The sequence below is a fragment of the Mycolicibacterium chlorophenolicum genome (genome assembly GCF_001044235.1).
Classification (GTDB): Bacteria; Actinomycetota; Actinomycetes; order Mycobacteriales; family Mycobacteriaceae; genus Mycobacterium; species Mycobacterium chlorophenolicum.
The window spans coordinates 532,606-548,821 of record NZ_JYNL01000020.1; the positions used below are offsets into that span (position 1 = coordinate 532,606).

Annotated in this window: 18 protein-coding genes; 10 read left to right on the plus strand and 8 right to left on the minus strand. The window is 69.7% G+C overall.

Translation table 11 applies throughout. The features are described 5' to 3' along the window. Positions 1–12: 12 nt before the first annotated feature. The 4 genes from MCHLDSM_RS10635 to dxr are packed head-to-tail and all read right to left on the minus strand — an operon-like array spanning position 13 to position 4,571. The gene (locus MCHLDSM_RS10635) at positions 13–876 is read right to left on the minus strand and encodes a GNAT family N-acetyltransferase (RefSeq protein ID WP_048417194.1); all 864 of its coding nucleotides are present in this window, start codon (positions 874–876) and stop codon (positions 13–15) included. A gap of 55 nt (positions 877–931) precedes the next feature. After that, positions 932–2,098 carry a flavodoxin-dependent (E)-4-hydroxy-3-methylbut-2-enyl-diphosphate synthase gene (ispG, locus tag MCHLDSM_RS10640; protein WP_048470012.1) on the minus strand — a complete coding sequence of 389 codons (1,167 nt, stop codon included), beginning with the start codon at positions 2,096–2,098 and terminating at the stop codon, positions 932–934. 31 nt (positions 2,099–2,129) lie between these two features. Next, a complete protein-coding gene (locus MCHLDSM_RS10645; protein ID WP_048470013.1) occupies positions 2,130–3,368 on the minus strand; it encodes a M50 family metallopeptidase in 1,239 nt (412 codons plus the stop codon). Between the two features lie 21 nt (positions 3,369–3,389). Next, on the minus strand, positions 3,390–4,571 hold the full coding sequence (gene dxr / locus MCHLDSM_RS10650) for a 1-deoxy-D-xylulose-5-phosphate reductoisomerase (RefSeq protein ID WP_048470014.1): 1,182 nt from the start codon (positions 4,569–4,571) through the stop codon (positions 3,390–3,392). Positions 4,572–4,696: 125 nt separating this feature from the next. On the opposite strand from dxr, the gene MCHLDSM_RS10655 reads away from it, so the two are divergent. The 3 genes from MCHLDSM_RS10655 to MCHLDSM_RS10665 all read left to right on the plus strand — a co-directional run bounded on the left by MCHLDSM_RS10655 (position 4,697) and on the right by MCHLDSM_RS10665 (position 7,506). Beyond that, complete coding sequence (locus MCHLDSM_RS10655) at positions 4,697–5,380, plus strand: fasciclin domain-containing protein (protein ID WP_048470015.1); 684 nt, start codon at positions 4,697–4,699, stop codon at positions 5,378–5,380. 61 nt (positions 5,381–5,441) lie between these two features. Next, positions 5,442–6,026 (plus strand): fasciclin domain-containing protein, encoded by a 585-nt coding sequence (locus tag MCHLDSM_RS10660; RefSeq protein WP_048470016.1) that lies wholly within the window; start codon positions 5,442–5,444, stop codon positions 6,024–6,026. A gap of 136 nt (positions 6,027–6,162) precedes the next feature. Beyond that, positions 6,163–7,506 carry a cryptochrome/photolyase family protein gene (locus MCHLDSM_RS10665; RefSeq protein WP_048470017.1) on the plus strand — a complete coding sequence of 448 codons (1,344 nt, stop codon included), beginning with the start codon at positions 6,163–6,165 and terminating at the stop codon, positions 7,504–7,506. Between the two features lie 7 nt (positions 7,507–7,513). Here MCHLDSM_RS10665 and MCHLDSM_RS10670 read toward each other — a convergent pair whose 3' ends face one another. Further along, positions 7,514–8,362: a mycofactocin-coupled SDR family oxidoreductase gene (locus MCHLDSM_RS10670; protein ID WP_048470018.1), complete on the minus strand. Its 849-nt coding sequence runs from the start codon at positions 8,360–8,362 to the stop codon at positions 7,514–7,516. A 60-nt stretch (positions 8,363–8,422) separates the two neighbouring features. Here MCHLDSM_RS10670 and MCHLDSM_RS10675 point away from each other — a divergent pair, with 60 nt between their 5' ends. Then, on the plus strand, positions 8,423–8,677 hold the full coding sequence (locus MCHLDSM_RS10675) for a DUF2631 domain-containing protein (protein WP_048417187.1): 255 nt from the start codon (positions 8,423–8,425) through the stop codon (positions 8,675–8,677). Between the two features lie 4 nt (positions 8,678–8,681). Here MCHLDSM_RS10675 and MCHLDSM_RS10680 read toward each other — a convergent pair whose 3' ends face one another. Together MCHLDSM_RS10680 and MCHLDSM_RS10685 are read right to left on the minus strand one after the other, a co-directional pair. Next, entirely contained in the window at positions 8,682–9,221 is a 540-nt protein-coding gene (locus tag MCHLDSM_RS10680; protein WP_048470019.1) for a hypothetical protein, read from the minus strand. Between the two features lie 87 nt (positions 9,222–9,308). Then, positions 9,309–10,739, minus strand: coding sequence for a WS/DGAT/MGAT family O-acyltransferase (locus MCHLDSM_RS10685; protein ID WP_048470020.1), 1,431 nt, complete (start codon positions 10,737–10,739; stop codon positions 9,309–9,311). An 82-nt stretch (positions 10,740–10,821) separates the two neighbouring features. On the opposite strand from MCHLDSM_RS10685, the gene MCHLDSM_RS10690 reads away from it, so the two are divergent. Genes MCHLDSM_RS10690 through MCHLDSM_RS10705 form a run of 4 tightly spaced genes read left to right on the plus strand, consistent with a single transcriptional unit; the run spans position 10,822 to position 13,880 of the window. Next, a complete protein-coding gene (locus tag MCHLDSM_RS10690; RefSeq protein ID WP_048470021.1) occupies positions 10,822–11,520 on the plus strand; it encodes a DUF427 domain-containing protein in 699 nt (232 codons plus the stop codon). A 36-nt stretch (positions 11,521–11,556) separates the two neighbouring features. Next, a complete protein-coding gene (locus tag MCHLDSM_RS10695; RefSeq protein WP_048470022.1) occupies positions 11,557–12,045 on the plus strand; it encodes an SRPBCC family protein in 489 nt (162 codons plus the stop codon). Next, positions 12,029–12,823, plus strand: coding sequence for an acyl-CoA thioesterase (locus MCHLDSM_RS10700; RefSeq protein ID WP_048470023.1), 795 nt, complete (start codon positions 12,029–12,031; stop codon positions 12,821–12,823). The genes MCHLDSM_RS10695 and MCHLDSM_RS10700 overlap by 17 nt, the downstream gene beginning before the upstream one ends. A gap of 46 nt (positions 12,824–12,869) precedes the next feature. After that, positions 12,870–13,880: an NADP-dependent oxidoreductase gene (locus MCHLDSM_RS10705; protein WP_048470024.1), complete on the plus strand. Its 1,011-nt coding sequence runs from the start codon at positions 12,870–12,872 to the stop codon at positions 13,878–13,880. Between the two features lie 3 nt (positions 13,881–13,883). Here MCHLDSM_RS10705 and MCHLDSM_RS10710 read toward each other — a convergent pair whose 3' ends face one another. Next, entirely contained in the window at positions 13,884–14,804 is a 921-nt protein-coding gene (locus tag MCHLDSM_RS10710) for an LLM class F420-dependent oxidoreductase (protein ID WP_048470025.1), read from the minus strand. A gap of 96 nt (positions 14,805–14,900) precedes the next feature. Here MCHLDSM_RS10710 and MCHLDSM_RS10715 point away from each other — a divergent pair, with 96 nt between their 5' ends. Then, positions 14,901–15,833 (plus strand): LLM class flavin-dependent oxidoreductase, encoded by a 933-nt coding sequence (locus MCHLDSM_RS10715; RefSeq protein ID WP_048470026.1) that lies wholly within the window; start codon positions 14,901–14,903, stop codon positions 15,831–15,833. Positions 15,834–16,054: 221 nt separating this feature from the next. Next, positions 16,055–16,207, plus strand: coding sequence for a hypothetical protein (locus MCHLDSM_RS38100; RefSeq protein ID WP_156090904.1), 153 nt, complete (start codon positions 16,055–16,057; stop codon positions 16,205–16,207). Positions 16,208–16,216: the final 9 nt, after the last annotated feature.

Consider the following 16,216-nt stretch of genomic DNA (forward strand, 5'->3'; position numbering starts at 1 on the left):
CCTGTTCGGCCGTCAATCGAGCAGCACCGTCGCGAACGAGGCGATCTCGGTGAACCCGATGCGCGCGTAGGTGGCGCGGGCAACGGTGTTGAAGCTGTTGACGTACAGGCTCGCGATGCGACCGCTGCCCACGACGGCCGCGGCGACGGTCGCGGTGCCCGCGGTGCCCATGCCCCGGCCCCGGAAGTCGGGATGCACCCAGACGCCCTGGATCTGGCCCACCGCCGGAGACTGCGAACCGATCTCGGCCTTGAACACCACCTGTCCGCGGTCGAACCGGGCCCACGCCCGCCCCGCCGCGATCAGCCCGGCGACCCGGCGGCGGTAGCCCCGGCCGCCGTCGCCGATCCGGGGGTCGATCCCGACCTCGCCGATGAACATGTCGATCGCCGCGACGAGGTAGGCGTCGAGTTCCTCCATCCGCACCTGCCGCACCGCCGGGTCGACGGCACAGGCGGGTGCGGTGCCGAGCGCCATCAGCGGTTGGTGGGCGCGCACGTCGCGGGCCGGCCCCCACACCGGCTCCAGCCGCTGCCACATCGGCAGCACGAGCTCGGCGCGGCCCACCAGCGACGAGCACCGCCGTGACGTGCTCATCGCCTTGTCGGCGAACGCATTCAGGTCACCGGCGGCGCCACGCAACGGGATCAGATTGGCCCCGGCGTAGCAGAGGGATTCGCTGGCACGTCGCCGCGTCCACAGTTCGCCGCCGATGGCCGACGGCTCGATGCCGTGCTCGGCGACGCGGGAGGCGACCATGCAGGAGGCCACCGGGTCGTCGTCGAGGACCTGACGGACGGCGGTCATGTCGCGGATGTCGCGCACCACCGACACCCTTCGCTCGTCAACGAGGCGAAAAAGCGGAGGAGCCGACATCTGGACTCTTTCTGCGACGACCCTTGGCATCAGACCCCGTGCACGGGGTCCTGGCTCAGCTTACGGTCACAACCGGCGAACCGCTGGCATCCCCGGAACCTTTCGCCGTGTCCATCTGCTCGGCCAGCCGCATGGCCTCCTCGATCAGCGTCTCGACGATCTGGGCCTCGGGCACGGTCTTGATCACCTCGCCCTTGACGAAGATCTGGCCCTTGCCGTTGCCGGAGGCCACCCCGAGGTCGGCTTCCCGCGCCTCACCGGGACCGTTGACCACGCAGCCCATCACCGCGACCCGCAGCGGCACGTCCATGCCCTCCAGGCCCGCGGTCACCTCGTTGGCCAGGGTGTAGACGTCGACCTGCGCGCGACCGCACGACGGGCACGACACGATCTCCAGACCCCGGGGCCGCAGGTTCAGCGACTCCAGGATCTGGTTGCCGACCTTGACCTCCTCGACCGGCGGCGCCGACAGCGAGACGCGGATCGTGTCGCCGATGCCCTTGGACAGCAGCGCACCGAACGCGACCGCCGACTTGATGGTGCCCTGGAAGGCGGGCCCGGCCTCGGTGACCCCGAGGTGCAGCGGGTAGTCGCACTGGGCCGCGAGTTGCTCGTACGCGGCGACCATCACGACGGGGTCGTTGTGCTTGACGCTGATCTTGATGTCGCCGAAGCCGTGCTCCTCGAACAGCGACGCCTCCCACAGCGCGGACTCCACGAGCGCCTCGGGGGTGGCCTTGCCGTACTTCTCGAGGAACCGCTTGTCCAGCGAGCCGGCGTTCACGCCGATGCGGATCGGGATGCCGGCGTCGCCGGCGGCCTTGGCGACCTCGGCGACGCGGCCGTCGAACTCCTTGATGTTGCCCGGGTTCACGCGCACCGCAGCACATCCCGCGTCGATCGCGGCGAAGATGTACTTGGGCTGGAAGTGGATGTCGGCGATCACCGGGATCTGCGACTTCTTGGCGATGGCCGGGAGCGCGTCGGCGTCCTCCTGACGCGGACACGCCACCCGGACGATGTCGCAGCCCGACGCGGTCAGCTCGGCGATCTGCTGCAGCGTGGCATTGATGTCGTGGGTCTTGGTGGTGCACATGGACTGCACCGAGATCGGGTGATCACTGCCCACACCGACGTCGCGCACCATCAACTGACGGGTCTTGCGGCGCGGGGCCAGTACGGGCGCCGGAGCGGCCGGCATTCCTAAACCGATGGAAGTCATCAGAGCTTTCCTTAGTGGAACCGAGCGGACCCTATTGGAACAACCTGATCGGATTGACCAGGTCGGCGGTCACGGTCAGCAGCATGTAGCCGACCACCAACACCAGCACCACGTAGGTGGCCGGCATCAGCTTGAGATAGTTCACCGGGGCGGCGGCGACCTTGCCGCGCGCGGTCCGGAACATGTTGCGCAGTTTCTCGAACACCGCGATCGCGATGTGGCCGCCGTCGAACGGCAGCAGCGGGACCAGGTTGACCGCGCCGAGCACGAAGTTCAGCTGGGCGAGGAAGAACCAGAAGGCCACCCACAGCCCCGCTTCGACGGTGTCGCCGCCGATGATGCTGGCGCCGACCACGCTGATCGGGGTCTCCGGGTCCCGCTCCCCGCCGCCGATCGACTGCACCAGCGCGCCGACCTTGGTGGGGATCTTGGCCAGCGACTTGCCCAGTTCGACCGCGAGGTCGCCGGTGAAGGCGAACGTCGCCGGCACGGCGGACAGCGGGTTGTATTGCGTCGGGCCGAAACTGGCGGCGGTCACGCCGATGGTGCCGACGTTGGCGGGCGCCGGTTCGGCGCCGTCGCCGCCCGCGATGTAGCGCTGGCTCGGGGTGACGTTGACCGTCGTGACGAACTCACGGGTCTGCCCGTTCTCGTCGCGCTGCACGGTGATCGGGGTCGGCCCGTTGAGTTTGCGCACGGCTGAGGACATCTCGTCGAAGTTCGCCACCGGGGTGTCGCCGACCTTCACCACGACGTCACCGGCGCGGATGCCGGCGGCCGCGGCCGGGCTGGCCGTCACACATTCGCCCAGGGTGCCCTGCGTGACTTCGTCTTTCACACACGACGTCTCCCCCACCATCGCGTTGGTCGGCTGGTGCAGGTTGGGCAGGCCCCAGATGATCGCGATCGCGTAGATCAGCACCAGGCCGATGACGAAGTTCATCCCGGGTCCCGCGGCCAGCACCGCCACGCGCTTCCACGTCTTCTGCCGGTACATCGCGTAGGGCCGGTCCTCGGGATCGAGTTCCTCGACCGACGTCATACCCGCGATGTCGCAGAACCCGCCGAGCGGGACGGCCTTGACGCCGTACTCGGTCGAGCCCAGCCGATTGCGCCGATATGTCGACCACAGGGTCGGACCGAACCCGACGAAATAGCGCCGCACCTTCATCCCGGTCGCGCGCGCGACCCACATGTGGCCGCACTCGTGCAGCGCCACCGACAGCAGGATGGCGAGTGCGAAGAGCACGATGCCGATCGCGAACATCATCTGGTGGGCCCTCTACTCCTGCTAGTCCCGGGTACCTGCGAACTCGTGCTCGACGGCACGCCGGGCGCGGTCGCGCGCCCAGTCCTGTGCGTCGAGGACGTCATCCACGGTAGCGGGTTCGGCGGCCCACTGGTCAGCAGCGCGCAGCACGTGCTCGACAGTGCGCACGATCGCGGGGAATCCGATCCGGCCGGCCAGGAACGCCGCGGCCGCCTCCTCGTTGGCGGCGTTGTAGACCGCGGGGAGGCAGCCGCCGCCCACACCGGCTTCTCGGGCGAGCGTGACCGCGGGGAACACGGTGTCGTCGAGAGGTTCGAAGTCCCAGGTCGACGCCGTGGTGAAGTCGCACCCCAGGGCGGCCCCGGCGACCCGTGACGGCCAGCCCAGCGCCAGCGCGATCGGCAGCTTCATGTCCGGCGGGCTGGCCTGCGCCAGCGTCGACCCGTCGGTGAAGGTGACCATCGAATGGACGATCGACTGCGGGTGCACGACGACCTGGATGCGGTCGTAGTCGACCCCGAACAGCAGGTGCGTCTCGATCAGCTCCAGGCCTTTGTTGACCAGCGACGCCGAGTTCAGCGTGTTCATCGGCCCCATGGACCATGTCGGATGGGCCCCCGCCTGCTCGGGCGTGACGTGTTCGAGCTGCTCGGCGGTCCACCCGCGGAAGGGGCCGCCCGAGGCGGTGAGCACCAGCGCGGCGACCTCGTCGGCGGTGCCGCCGCGCAGGCACTGCGCCAGCGCGGAGTGCTCGGAGTCGACCGGCACGATCTGGCCGGGTGCGGCCGCCTTGACCACCAGCGGTCCGCCGGCGACCAGCGACTCCTTGTTGGCGAGCGCCAGCCGGGCACCGGTGGCCAGCGCCGCCAGCGTGGGCTGCAAGCCCAGCGCACCGACCAGGGCGTTGAGCACCACGTCGGCCTCGGTCTCGGTGACCAACCGCGTCACCGCGTCGGGTCCGGAGTACGGGACGTCGCCGAGCTTCTCGGCCGCCCGCGGTTCGGCGACCGCGATGTTCGTCACGCCCGTCTGCGCGCGCTGCGCGGCGAGCAGATCGGTGTTGCCGCCGCCGGCGGCCAGCCCGACGACCTCGAACTCGTCGGGGTTGGCCGCGATCACCTCGAGGGCCTGGGTGCCGATCGACCCCGTGCTTCCGAGGATCAGTACGCGTCGCGTCACGCGTTCATTGTGCCGCGCCGGCATCTGTGAGGTGACTGTGACACAAGTGTGACGTGAAGCCCCCGGACCGATCCGAAAAGCGAATGGCGGTGAATCACGTGTGTCAGCCAAGGACGGGCACAGAGGCCCGCCCACGAAGGGATGAAGTGATGCTCACAGTTCACCGCAAGTCCGCCGCCGCCGCGAGCCTCGCCGCTCTGGCGATCTTCGGAGCCTCCGCGTGTTCCAGCGAAGAGGCATCCAGCACGGCCTCGTCGGCGACCAGCGCAGCCTCCTCGGCCGTGGAGTCCGCGACCGCTACCTCGTCCGCTCCGGCCAGCCCCGCGGCTGACCCGGCCGCCAACCTCATCGGCTCGGGCTGTGCCGCCTACGCCGAGCAGGTGCCGTCGGGCCCGGGTTCCGTGGCCGGGATGTCGACCGCTCCGGTGACCGAGGCCGCCGCGAACAACCCGATGCTCAAGACGCTGACCCAGGCGCTCTCGGGCCAGCTGAACCCGAACGTCAACCTCGTCGACACGCTCAACGGCGGTGAGTTCACCGTGTTCGCCCCGACCGATGACGCCTTCGCCAAGATCGACCCGGCGACCATCGAGAAGCTGAAGACCGACTCCAACCTGCTGACCAGCATCCTGACCTACCACGTCGTGCCGGGCCAGGCTGCGCCCGATGCCGTCGCCGGTGAGCACAAGACCGTGCAGGGCGCGAACCTGACGGTGACCGGCGCCGGGAACGACCTGAAGGTCAACGACGCCGGACTGGTGTGCGGTGGCGTGAAGACCGCCAACGCCACGGTGTACATGATCGACACCGTCCTGATGCCCCCGGCCGCCTGATCGCAGCCGTATCGATTCACCAAAAGTACTGTCAATCAACACCTTTGAGGAGATCGACATCATGATGGACAAAGCACGACGCGTAGCCGGCATCGGCTTCGCCGCGGCGACCGCCGCCGGCATGATCCTGGCCACCGCCCCGATCGCGGGCGCGCAGCCCGCCGGCCCGGGATGCGCTGCCTATGCGGCAGAGGTGCCCACCGGACCCGGTTCGGTGCAGGGCATGTCGATGGCGCCGGTCGCCGAGGCGGCGTCGAACAACCCGCTGCTCAAGACGCTCACCGCAGCCGTCTCGGGTCAGCTCAACCCGCAGGTCAACCTCGTCGACACGCTCAACGGCGGTGAGTTCACCGTATTCGCCCCGACCGACGAGGCGTTCGCCAAGATCGATCCGGCGACGATCGACAAGCTCAAGACCGACGCGCCGCTGCTGACGAACATCCTGACCTATCACGTGGTTCCGGGTCAGGCGGATCCGTCGAAGGTCGTGGGCACCCACAAGACGGTCCAGGGCGCCGATCTGACGGTCACGGGCACCCCCGATCACCTGATGGTCAACAACGCATCGGTGGTGTGCGGTGGCGTGAAGACCGCCAACGCGACCGTGTACCTGATCGACACGGTGCTGATGCCGCCGGCGGCCTGACGGCCCCCAGGACAGAGGATCCCCCGCCTATTCCCCCCGACCGGGCGGGGGATCCTCGTCGGCACTGCGGCGCCGTCATCGTTCCGTCCGATTTGCACCTGTTTCTCGACCCGGATTCCGGGGCAGCATCTATGCCATGACCGCCGTGATGTGGTTCCGCCGTGATCTGCGGCTCGCCGATCTGCCCGCGCTGCTGGCCGCCGCCCGCGACGACGACGCCGACGGCGAGGTCCTCGCCTGCTATGTGCTCGACCCCCGGCTCGAGGCCTCGTCAGGACCGCGCCGACTGCGCTACCTCTACGACGCGCTGCGGGACCTCCAGGAGCGCCTCGACGGCCGTCTGCTGATCACCCGCGGTGATCCGGCGGCCCGAATTCCGAAGCTGGCCAAGGCCGTCGACGCCAGCGCCGTGCACGTGTCCGACGACTTCACGCCGTTCGGCCGGCGCCGCGACGACCGGGTGCGCGACGCGCTCGGCGACATCGATCTGGTCGCGACCGGCTCCCCCTACCTCGTCTCCCCCGGCCGGGTCACCAAGCCCGACGGCAGCCCCTACAAGGTGTTCACCCCGTTCTTCTCCGCGTGGCGCAAACACGGCTGGCGGCCCCCGGCGGAATCCGGGCCCGACTGCGCCCGCTGGGTCGACCCGTCCGACGTGAAGGGGGCGAAGCTCGTCGACGTTCCCGACCTCGACGTCGAGCTCGATGTGCCCGCCGGTGAGCAGGCGGCGCGGAAACAGTGGAAGCAATTCCTCGACGACGGGGTGACCGGCTACGCCGACGACCGCAACCGGCCGGACCTGGCCGCGACGAGCAGGATGTCGGCGCACCTGAAGTTCGGCGCGATCCACCCGCGCACGATGGCCGCCGACCTCGGCCGCGGCAACGGAGCGTCGGCCTACCTTCGCGAACTGTGTTTCCGCGACTTCTACGCCTCGGTGCTGCACGCGTGGCCGCGCAGCGTGTGGTGGAACTTCAACAGCGCGTTCGACGCGATCGAGGTCGACGAGGGAAAGGACGCCGAGAAGGCGTTCGAGGCGTGGAAGGCGGGCCGGACGGGCTTCCCGATCGTCGACGCCGGCATGCGTCAGCTCGCCGAGACGGGGTTCATGCACAACCGGGTGCGCATGATCGTGGCTTCGTTCCTGGTCAAGGATCTGCACCTGCCGTGGCAGTGGGGCGCGCGCTGGTTCCTCGACCAACTCGTCGACGGGGACATGGCCAACAATCAGCACGGCTGGCAGTGGGCGGCGGGCTGCGGGACCGACGCGGCGCCCTACTTCCGGGTCTTCAACCCCACCACCCAGGGCACCAAGTTCGATCCGTCCGGTGACTACATCCGGCGCTGGGTGCCCGAACTGGCCGATGTGCCCGACGTCCACAAACTCGACGGTGACCGGCCCGAGGGCTACCCGGAGCCGATCGTCGACCACGGCCACGAACGCGCCGAGGCGCTGCGCCGCTACAGCAACCTGAGTTGACGCCGGCTCACTTGAGCAGCAGCCCGGCGTCGACCGGCAGCGCCACCCCGGTGATGTAGCGGCCCGTCGGCGCGCACAGGAACATCACCGCGTCGGTCACGCTGCCCGGCTCCATCATCGGCAGCGTCATCAGCGGCCGCTGCGACTCACCGAACGACGGGTGCTCGGCGACGAAGCCGCCCATCGCCTCGTTGATCACCATCGGGGTCGCGACGCCGCCGGGATGCACCGAGTTGACCCGGATGTTGCGGGCGGCCAGCGACGTGGCGAAGTGCCGCATCAGGCCGACGACGCCGTGCTTGGCGGCGGTGTAGCCGGCCGCGCCGTGGGTCATGCTGTCGAAATCGGTGCTGACGGACTTGAATCCGGCCGCCGAACTGGTGAGCACGATCGCGCCGCCGTCGGGGTTGCGCAGCAGCGCCGGCAGCGCGGCGTCGACGGTGAAGTAGACGCCGTTGAGCAGGACGGCCACCGCGTCGGTGTAGGCGGTGATGTCACGGCCCTGCGCGCCGGCCGCGGGCAGGATGCCCGCGTTGGCGAGCACGAAGTCCAGCCGCCCGAATTCGGCGACTCCCCGGTCCACGACCCCGGCGAGCGCGTCACGGTCACGGACGTCCGCGCGCTCGGCGACGATGCGACGGCCCGTCTTCTCGACCAGGCGCACCGTTTCCTCGAGGTCCTCGGGCGTGGCCATCGGGTACGCCACGCTGTCGAGTTGCTCGCACAGGTCGACGGCGATGACGTCCGCGCCCTCCTCGGCGAACCGGACGGCGTGCTCGCGGCCCTGCCCCCGCGCGGCGCCCGTCACGAAGACCACCCTGCCGGTGAACCGTCCGTCGGCCTGCTGCGCTGCCATGACCGGCCAGCCTACGGCTGTGTCAGAATGGCCTCAACAACCGAGACCGGAGGAGCAGCTGTGGCAAGCACCGAGGTGGAGCGACACACGGGTGTCGACGTCGAGGACGTGCCGTCCGCACAGTGGGGCTGGTCCAAGGAGAACCGGCGGCTGCAGCAGGTCGGCGGGGTCATCGCCGCGGTGTTCCTGCTCCTGATGACGCACGGCAACCACCAGGGCCACGTCGAGGACTGGTTCCTGATCGCCGGCGCGGCCCTGCTGCTCGGATTCGTGGCCCGCAGCGTCTACCTCGGCCGCAACAGCGACACCCGCTAGCGACTCACACCGGGGAGAGCGGGCGCAACGCCGCGGGCCGCACCCGGTACAGCCTCTCGGCGTCATGACCGCGCGCCCGGCCCTCGGCCGTCAACGCGTGGCCCTTGAACGCCCGCGCCGCGCCACTGACCGCATGCGTGACCGGTTCCAGTCCCCGTCCGGGCTCGCCCTGGGCCGGCGTGCCCCACACCAGGATCTCGATCACGCCGCCGCGTGCGATGCGCGCGAGTTCGTGACGTAACCGGGCGTCGTGGCTCAGCAGATCCGGCGCGACCGCCACCGCCGCCCCCGGCGGCAACGCCCGCAGCGCGGTCGCGATGTCGACGGACTCCGTCGTGCCGGTGACGCCGAGGATGGCCAGCGATCGGGATGCCTCGCAGCCCGCCGCGATCACGGTCACGTCCCACCCGGCGCGGGCGCGGTCGCACAGGAAGCCACCCGCCGCCTCGACGAGGTCGCCGATGTCACCGGTGCCACTGCCCAGGACCAGCAGCCGGTGCCGGCAGCAGCTGTCGGACGTCACCTCGAACGTGCGCGCGCTCATCGCACCCAGGGTGACACTTCTTGCATGTTTTGTAAAGGCGCGTTGGCGCAGCGATTGCGAAAGACGCCCTCGGCCAAGACTTCTGCGTCAGACCGCCACAGCCGGCGGGAGGGCGCTGCCGACCGGCGTGAGATCGCCGGACAGCCCCGCCGCGCGGCGGATGTCGACGAACGACTCGATCAGCGCGTCGGTCGCCTCGTGCGGATCCTCCAGCGTGCGGTCGTCGGTGAGCACCGAGACGGCCAGCTGGTCGACGTAGCTCCACACCGTGATGTTCATCCCGCTGCCCGCGACGATCGGGCCGACCGAGTAGATCTCGTTGACCGTCGCGCCGTGGATCAACCCGCGCTCGCGGGGACCCTTCACGTTCGAGATGGTCAGGTTCATCACCATCGCGGACTCGACCCGCCGCGCCTGCTGACGGAAGATGCGCGGCGTCGCCGCCGGCGGCAGATACGACAGCCAGGACGGCAGCAGGGTCGGCCCGAGCATCTGGTGGTTCTCCTTGGCGATCGCGGTCGCCAGTGCGGTGAGCCGGACCCGTTCGAGCGGATCGTCGACGTGGACGGGCAGCGACGGGGTCATGTAGGTGAACTCGTTGCCCATCAACCGCTGCGGTGAGGTGTCGACGCTGACCGGGACCCCGGCGATGAGCGGCGCGTCGGCGGCCCCGTCGTACCGCAACTGCAGACGGCGCAGCGCCCCCGCCGCCGTCGCGAGCACGATGTCGTTGAGCGTGACGCCGAGGTGCTGCGCGGTCTCCTTGACGTCGGCCAGCGCCAGCGGCGCGGTGGCGAACCGCCGGCCGGGCGAGACCACGTGGTTGATGAACGTCGGCGGCGGGGCGAAATTGCGGGCCAGGTCGGGATTCGGGCCGCGCTCGCGTGCGCTGCGGCGGACCCGCGTGACCCCGGCGGCGGTGTCGCGCAGCAGCCGGGGCAGCCGGCTCAATCCCCTCAGGTGGTCGCGGCCGGCGGCCTTGAGCAGGTTGATCGGCGCCTGCGAATCCGGGGGCGCCTCAGCGAGCGCTCCCCCGACCTCCGGGTCGCGCGGACCGATCGCCATCGCCATCTGGTTCGCCGACGCCATCCCGTCGGCGAGCACGTGGTGCACTTTGTGGATGACCGCGATCCGGTTGTCCGCCAACCCTTCTGCGACATACATCTCCCACAGCGGGCGACTGCGATCCAGGGGTGTGCTCGCGATCTCGCCGATCAACTCGTCGAGTTCGCGACGTCCGCCCGGGGCCCGCACCCGTGCCCGGCGCAGGTGGTAGTCCAGGTCGATCTCGGCGTTCTGCACCCACATCGGATGGTGCAACTTGAGAGGGATGTCGACGAGTTGACAGCGCAGCGGCGCCAGCGCGTGCAGGCGCGGCAGCGCCAGGGTGCGGAACATGTCGAAGTCGAACCCGTCGATACCGGACACGTCGAGCACGCCGATCTTCAGCGTGTGCATGTGGATCTCCGGTGTCTCGCTGTACAACATCATGGCGTCCACGCCGTTGAGCCGCTTCATCGATCACCCCGTTCGTCGACACCCTGGTACCCATTTCACCTGTTCTGCGCACCCCGCGATGGGCATTTGTACACTGCCGACCATGAGCCTGGTCGCCGGCCGCGGTCCTCTCACCGCGGACCGCGCGGGCCGCTTCGTCCCCCCGCTGTCCGGGGACCTCGTCTACATCGAGCCGCATCCCCGGCGGGTGCAGGCAATCCGCAACGATCACACCGTGATCGACACCGAGCGCGCGCTGATGGTGCACCGCCGCGGCCAACCGCTGCACTACGCCTTCCGCGTCGAGGACGTCGGGGACCTGCGCGCCGACCCGGTACCGGAGGCACCGGGATTCGTCGTCGTGCCCTGGACCGCGGTGGACACGTGGATCGAGGAAGGCCGCACCCTGGTGCACTACCCGCCCAACCCGTACCACCGGGTGGACTGCCGGCCCACCACCCGCCGGCTCCGGGTCGAGCTCGCAGGCGTCCCGCTCGTCGACACCGACGACACCGTGATCGTCTTCGAGACCTCGCTGGCGCCGCGCCTGTACGTGCGGCCCAGCCTGGTCCGCACCGACGTGCTGCGCCGGTCCGCGACGACGAGCTACTGCAACTACAAGGGCCATGCGACCTACTGGGGCGCCGTGGTCGGCGATGTGGTGGTCGACGACGTGGCGTGGAGCTACGAGAAGCCTCTGCCGGAGAGTTCGCCGATCGCCGGGATGCTCAGCTTCGACGAGTCACGTGCAGACGTCATCGCGCACCTGCCCGCTCGACCTCGCGTTGGTCCACCTCGGTGATGGAGCTGCCGGCGGCCGCGCTCTAGAGTCAGCGCCATGCCACGATGGTTCGCGCTGGAAGCCGCCGACGCCGATTTCCTGGAGTCGGCGCCGCATGTGTTCCGCTACGAGAAGCACTACGACGCCGCCCCCGCGCAGGTCTGGGAGTCGCTGCAGTCCGACGCGTCGCTGTCCGAGTGGGGGCCGACGGTGACGTCGCTGACCTGGACCTCACCCCGGCCGTTCGGCGTCGGCACCACCCGGACGGTGGCCCTCGGGCCCGCGCAGGTGCACGAGCGGTTCTTCCGCTGGGACGAGGGCTCGGGCTACAGCTTCTACGTCTACGAGGCGAACGCCCCGCTGTTCCGGCGTTTCGCCGAGGACTACCGCGTCGAACCGGACGGCACCGGCACGAAGTTCACGTGGCTGGTCGCCATCGAACCGGTCGGGGCCATGCGCCTGCCGTTCACGGTGCTCGCTCCGATCGTCAAGGCCGGGTTCGGCCGGATGGCTTCCGACGGGCAGAAGCATTTCGCCGCCCGCTAGCTGGATCGCGCAGCTGCTGGATTTCGACCGCCGCAGCGACGACACGTTCGTCACGACGCAGCCGGCAGCGGGTCCCGGCTCCCGCCTGTTCGGCGGTCTGATCGCGGCGCAGGCCCTCGGCGCCGCGGGGGCCACCGTGGACCCGGGAAAGCTCCCACAGTCGCTGCATCTGTACTTCGTCCGCGGCGGCCGGTACGGCGAGGACGTCGAGTTCCGGGTCGAGCGCACCCGGGACGGCCGGTCCTTCGACACCCGCCGCGTCACCGCGGTCCAGCACGGCGCGGTCATCCTCGAGATGATCGCGTCGTTCCACGTGGCCGAACCGGGAGCGGACCAGCAGCCGCACGCCGTGCCGTCACTGTCCCTCGAGGATGCCCGCGCCAAGGCGCCGGGCATCGAGTACGCGGACAGGTTCGAGATCCGCACCCGCCCGGGCGACGAGTCGGTGTTCGCGCTGCCGCCGTTCTGGATCCGCACCCGGGCCGAGATCGAGGACGATCCGCTGATCCAGGCGTGCACGCTGACGTTCATGTCCGACTTCGGCCCGGTTCCGGTGGCCCGGCCCGCGGGTGCGCCGCTGACGCCCGGCGCCGCCTACGCCGCCAGCCTGGACCACTCGGTGTGGTTCCACCGTCGATTCATCCCGCACGCCTGGCACCGCTACGAGGTGGAGCAGCGCAACCACAGCGACTCCCGCGGACTGGTACTCGGCTCGCTGTTCGACCTCGACGGCGTGCTGGTGGCCACCACCACCCAGGAGGCACTGTGGCGCCTGTAGCCGAAGCGGGTCCGCGGCGACGACGCCGTGGCGTAGGTTCGCCCGTGTGCCGACTCTGACCAACCGCCAGATCGTGTTGCGCCGCCGTCCGAACGGACTGGTCGCGCCCGGGGACACCGAACTCGTGACGTCGACGGCGCCGGAACCGGCTGCCGGGGAGGCGCTGGTGCGCACCACGTACGTGGGCATCGACGCGGCGGCCAGGACGTGGCTGGACGACCAGCCGAGCTACCTGCCGCCGGTGCAGATCGGCGAGGTGATCCGCGCCGCCGGCATCGGCGAAGTGATCGAAACCCGTTGCGACGCATACAGTGTCGGTGATGTGGTGACCACCCTGACCGGCTTCCAGGAGTACACCATCGTCCGGGACGACCTGTTCACCACGCCGGTCCCCGGCCCCGGGGACCAGGTCGATCAGCGCGCGGTGATGTCGATCTACGGCCCGACCGGCGCCACCGCGTACTTCGGGATGACCGGCATCGGCCGGCCGCAGCCGGGTGAGACGGTCGTGGTGTCGGCTGCCGCCGGGGCGACGGGTTCGGTGGCGGGCCAGATCGCCCGGATCGCGGGTGCACGGGTGGTGGGCATCGCGGGCGGGCCGCACAAATGCCGGGCCGTGGTGGAGGACTTCGGATTCGACGCGTGCATCGACTACCGCGGTGAGGATCTACCGGCGGCGCTGAAGAAGCACTGCCCCCGCGGGGTCGACGTGTACTTCGACAACGTCGGCGGACCGATCCTCGACGCAGTGCTCGGCAGGCTGGCTCACAAGGCGCGGGTGGTGCTGTGCGGGGTCATCTCCAGTTACCTGACCGGTGAGCATCCCGGCCCCGCCAACTACGTCAACCTGCTCGCCAAGACCGCTCTGATGCAGGGGTTCAACGCCCTCGACGAATGGGGCCGGTTCGACGAGGCGTTCGCCGCGCTGCGCCGGTGGGACACAGAGGGCCTGCTCGTGCACCGCGAACACATCTTCGACGGCATCGAGTCCTGCGTCGACGCGCTCAACGGTTTGTTCACCGGCGCCAACATCGGCAAGACCCTGGTTCGAATCTGAGACTCAGCGCGCCGCGATGACCTCGGCGCCGAACCGTTCGACGGCATCGACGGCGCGGGCCAGGCTGTCGCCGGGCACCGTCACCTGGATCCACGTCACGCCGGCCCTCTCCAGGTCGGAGGCGCCGGCCAGGAACGCGTCCGCGTTGAAGGCGTCGTCACCGGGATCGCCGCCGGCGTCGTTGGTGAAGGCGATGTCCACGTCGAACGGATCGCGTCCCGCGTCCTCGAGGCGACGACGCAGATCGGCGACCCCCGCGACCAGCCGATCCACGGTGTCGAGCGCGGCGGTGCGGGCGGTCTTCGCGAGCGCGGCGGGCGCTCGGAACGGGCACCAGCCCTGCCCGTGGGCGGCCACCCGCGCCCGCGCCGCCGAGGTGTTGCCCCCGATCCAGATCGGCGGATGCGGCGCCGTGAGGGGACGGGGGTGCGCGGTGATGCCGTCGGCGGTGAAGTGCCTGCCCTCGACGCTGACGTCGTCGCGGGTCCAGATCTGCCGGATCACGTCGAGCGACTCCTCGAACAGAGCGGCGCGCTCGTCGAAATCCACGCCGAGCGCGGCGAATTCGCGCCTGAGGTAACCCACCCCGACCGCGAGGACGAAGCGGCCGCCGGAGACCAGGTCGAGCGTCGCACCGGCTTTCGCGACGACGAAGGGGTTCCGGTAGGGCAGCACGACGATGTTCGGGATCAGTCTCAGCGTCGTGGTGTGCGCGGCGGCGAAACCCATCGCGACGAAGGGGTCCAACGTGTCGTGGCCACCCGCCGTGAGCCATCGTGTGGTGGGCGCCGGATGGTCGGTGAACCCGAACCCGTCGAAGCCGGCTGCCTCGGCCGCGGCGGCGACCGTCGCGATGCCCGACCCGGTGACCAGTTCGGGGGTGTAGGGGTGAGTGTGCATCGGATGGGTGATCGCGAACTGCACGCCGGCCTCCCTGTCATGGCGGCTAGAACCGCCTTCTTCTTCTGTGAGAATGTCGTTACCATGGCGGAGGCGGAATGTACAGCGACAGGGAGGTCCATGAGCAGGCCCGAGATCGGCGTGTACCTGCCCCACATGGGCTTCACCTACCAGGAGGTGCTGCGGCGCACGCGACGCTGCGACGAGCTCGGCATCGAATCGCTCTGGCTCTACGACCATCTCTACGCGCCCGGCATGCCCGACCTGCCGTCTCTGGAGGCGTGGACGCTGGCGACCGCACTGTTGAGCAACACCGAGCGGATCCGGATCGGACACATGGTGCTGTGCAACCAGTTCCGCCACCCCGTGATGCTCGCGAAGATGGCCACCACGCTCGACCAGATCTCCGGGGGCCGGCTCACGCTCGGTGTCGGCAGCGGCTCCCTCGACGACGAGCACCGGCGGGGCGGCTTCGACTGGGGGACGTTCGCCCAGCGCTCGGGGCGGCTCGGCGAGACATTGGAGATCCTGCACCAGGCTTTCGACGAAGAGCGAATCACGCACGCGGGCAACCACTTCACGGTCTCCGACATGCCGGTCAAGCCGGGTCCGGTGCAGCGTCCGCGACCCCCGATCGTGGTCGGCGGGGTGGGCGCGAAGTACACCCTGCCGCTGGTGGCCCGCTACGCCGACGTGTGGAACGTCCCGACCTACGCGCTCGGCGACCTCGAGAACGCGATCGCCGCCCTTCGGTCGGCGTGCGAGGCCGTGGGCCGGGACCCGGCGTCCATCGTGATGTCGATCGAAGCGGTGGCGGCGCTGGCACGCGATGACGCGGCGCTGCCCGCGGTGCGCGACGCCGCCGAGAAGCGTTTCGGCGGGCCGGGATTCGGGCTGCACGAGGCGGGGCTGATCGGAACCCCCGCCGCCGTGGCGGACCGGTTGCGTGAGCTGATCGGGATGGGGTTCGGCCAGATCGTGCTGTTCACCCACGACCGCTGCTCGGACGAGACACTGGACTTGCTCGCCGGCGAGGTCATCCCGGCGTTGTAGCCCCTTCCCCTCTTCGGCGAGCGTGCGTGTCTGCGCTCGACACGCCGCTCTCCGTACACAGTTTGCGCACACTCGCGGTGGCCTGATGAAGAGGTCTAGGATCGACAGCAGCTGATGATGCAGCTGGGTCGACATGGTGGTAGCCGCGGGTAGCCGCTGCCTCCAGAAGTAGCGAACTTCGAGCCGACCAACCCCGGTGACGTCCTCATGCAGGGATCACCATGAACCAACCCGAGAACTCCGACACTGCGAACACCGATCCCACTGACGATCACGGCGCCGCCCCGCGCTACGACGAACGCCTGCCGCTCGCCGACCAGGGACGCAGCGAGGTGATGGCGCGATTGCGCGAACGGTTCTCGTTCAGCGGCTGACGCACGCAC

Coding starts and splice junctions, on each gene's coding strand:
- ispG (WP_048470012.1), bottom strand. CDS start 2,098: ATGACTTCCATCGGTTTAGGAATGCCGGCCGCTCCGGCGCCCGTACTG.
- MCHLDSM_RS38100 (WP_156090904.1), top strand. CDS start 16,055: ATGAACCAACCCGAGAACTCCGACACTGCGAACACCGATCCCACTGAC.
- MCHLDSM_RS10645 (WP_048470013.1), bottom strand. CDS start 3,368: ATGATGTTCGCGATCGGCATCGTGCTCTTCGCACTCGCCATCCTGCTG.
- MCHLDSM_RS10660 (WP_048470016.1), top strand. CDS start 5,442: ATGATGGACAAAGCACGACGCGTAGCCGGCATCGGCTTCGCCGCGGCG.
- MCHLDSM_RS10695 (WP_048470022.1), top strand. CDS start 11,557: ATGCCACGATGGTTCGCGCTGGAAGCCGCCGACGCCGATTTCCTGGAG.
- MCHLDSM_RS10690 (WP_048470021.1), top strand. CDS start 10,822: ATGAGCCTGGTCGCCGGCCGCGGTCCTCTCACCGCGGACCGCGCGGGC.
- MCHLDSM_RS10670 (WP_048470018.1), bottom strand. CDS start 8,362: ATGGCAGCGCAGCAGGCCGACGGACGGTTCACCGGCAGGGTGGTCTTC.
- MCHLDSM_RS10715 (WP_048470026.1), top strand. CDS start 14,901: ATGAGCAGGCCCGAGATCGGCGTGTACCTGCCCCACATGGGCTTCACC.
- MCHLDSM_RS10635 (WP_048417194.1), bottom strand. CDS start 876: ATGTCGGCTCCTCCGCTTTTTCGCCTCGTTGACGAGCGAAGGGTGTCG.
- MCHLDSM_RS10665 (WP_048470017.1), top strand. CDS start 6,163: ATGACCGCCGTGATGTGGTTCCGCCGTGATCTGCGGCTCGCCGATCTG.
- MCHLDSM_RS10685 (WP_048470020.1), bottom strand. CDS start 10,739: ATGAAGCGGCTCAACGGCGTGGACGCCATGATGTTGTACAGCGAGACA.
- MCHLDSM_RS10680 (WP_048470019.1), bottom strand. CDS start 9,221: ATGAGCGCGCGCACGTTCGAGGTGACGTCCGACAGCTGCTGCCGGCAC.
- MCHLDSM_RS10655 (WP_048470015.1), top strand. CDS start 4,697: ATGCTCACAGTTCACCGCAAGTCCGCCGCCGCCGCGAGCCTCGCCGCT.
- dxr (WP_048470014.1), bottom strand. CDS start 4,571: ATGCCGGCGCGGCACAATGAACGCGTGACGCGACGCGTACTGATCCTC.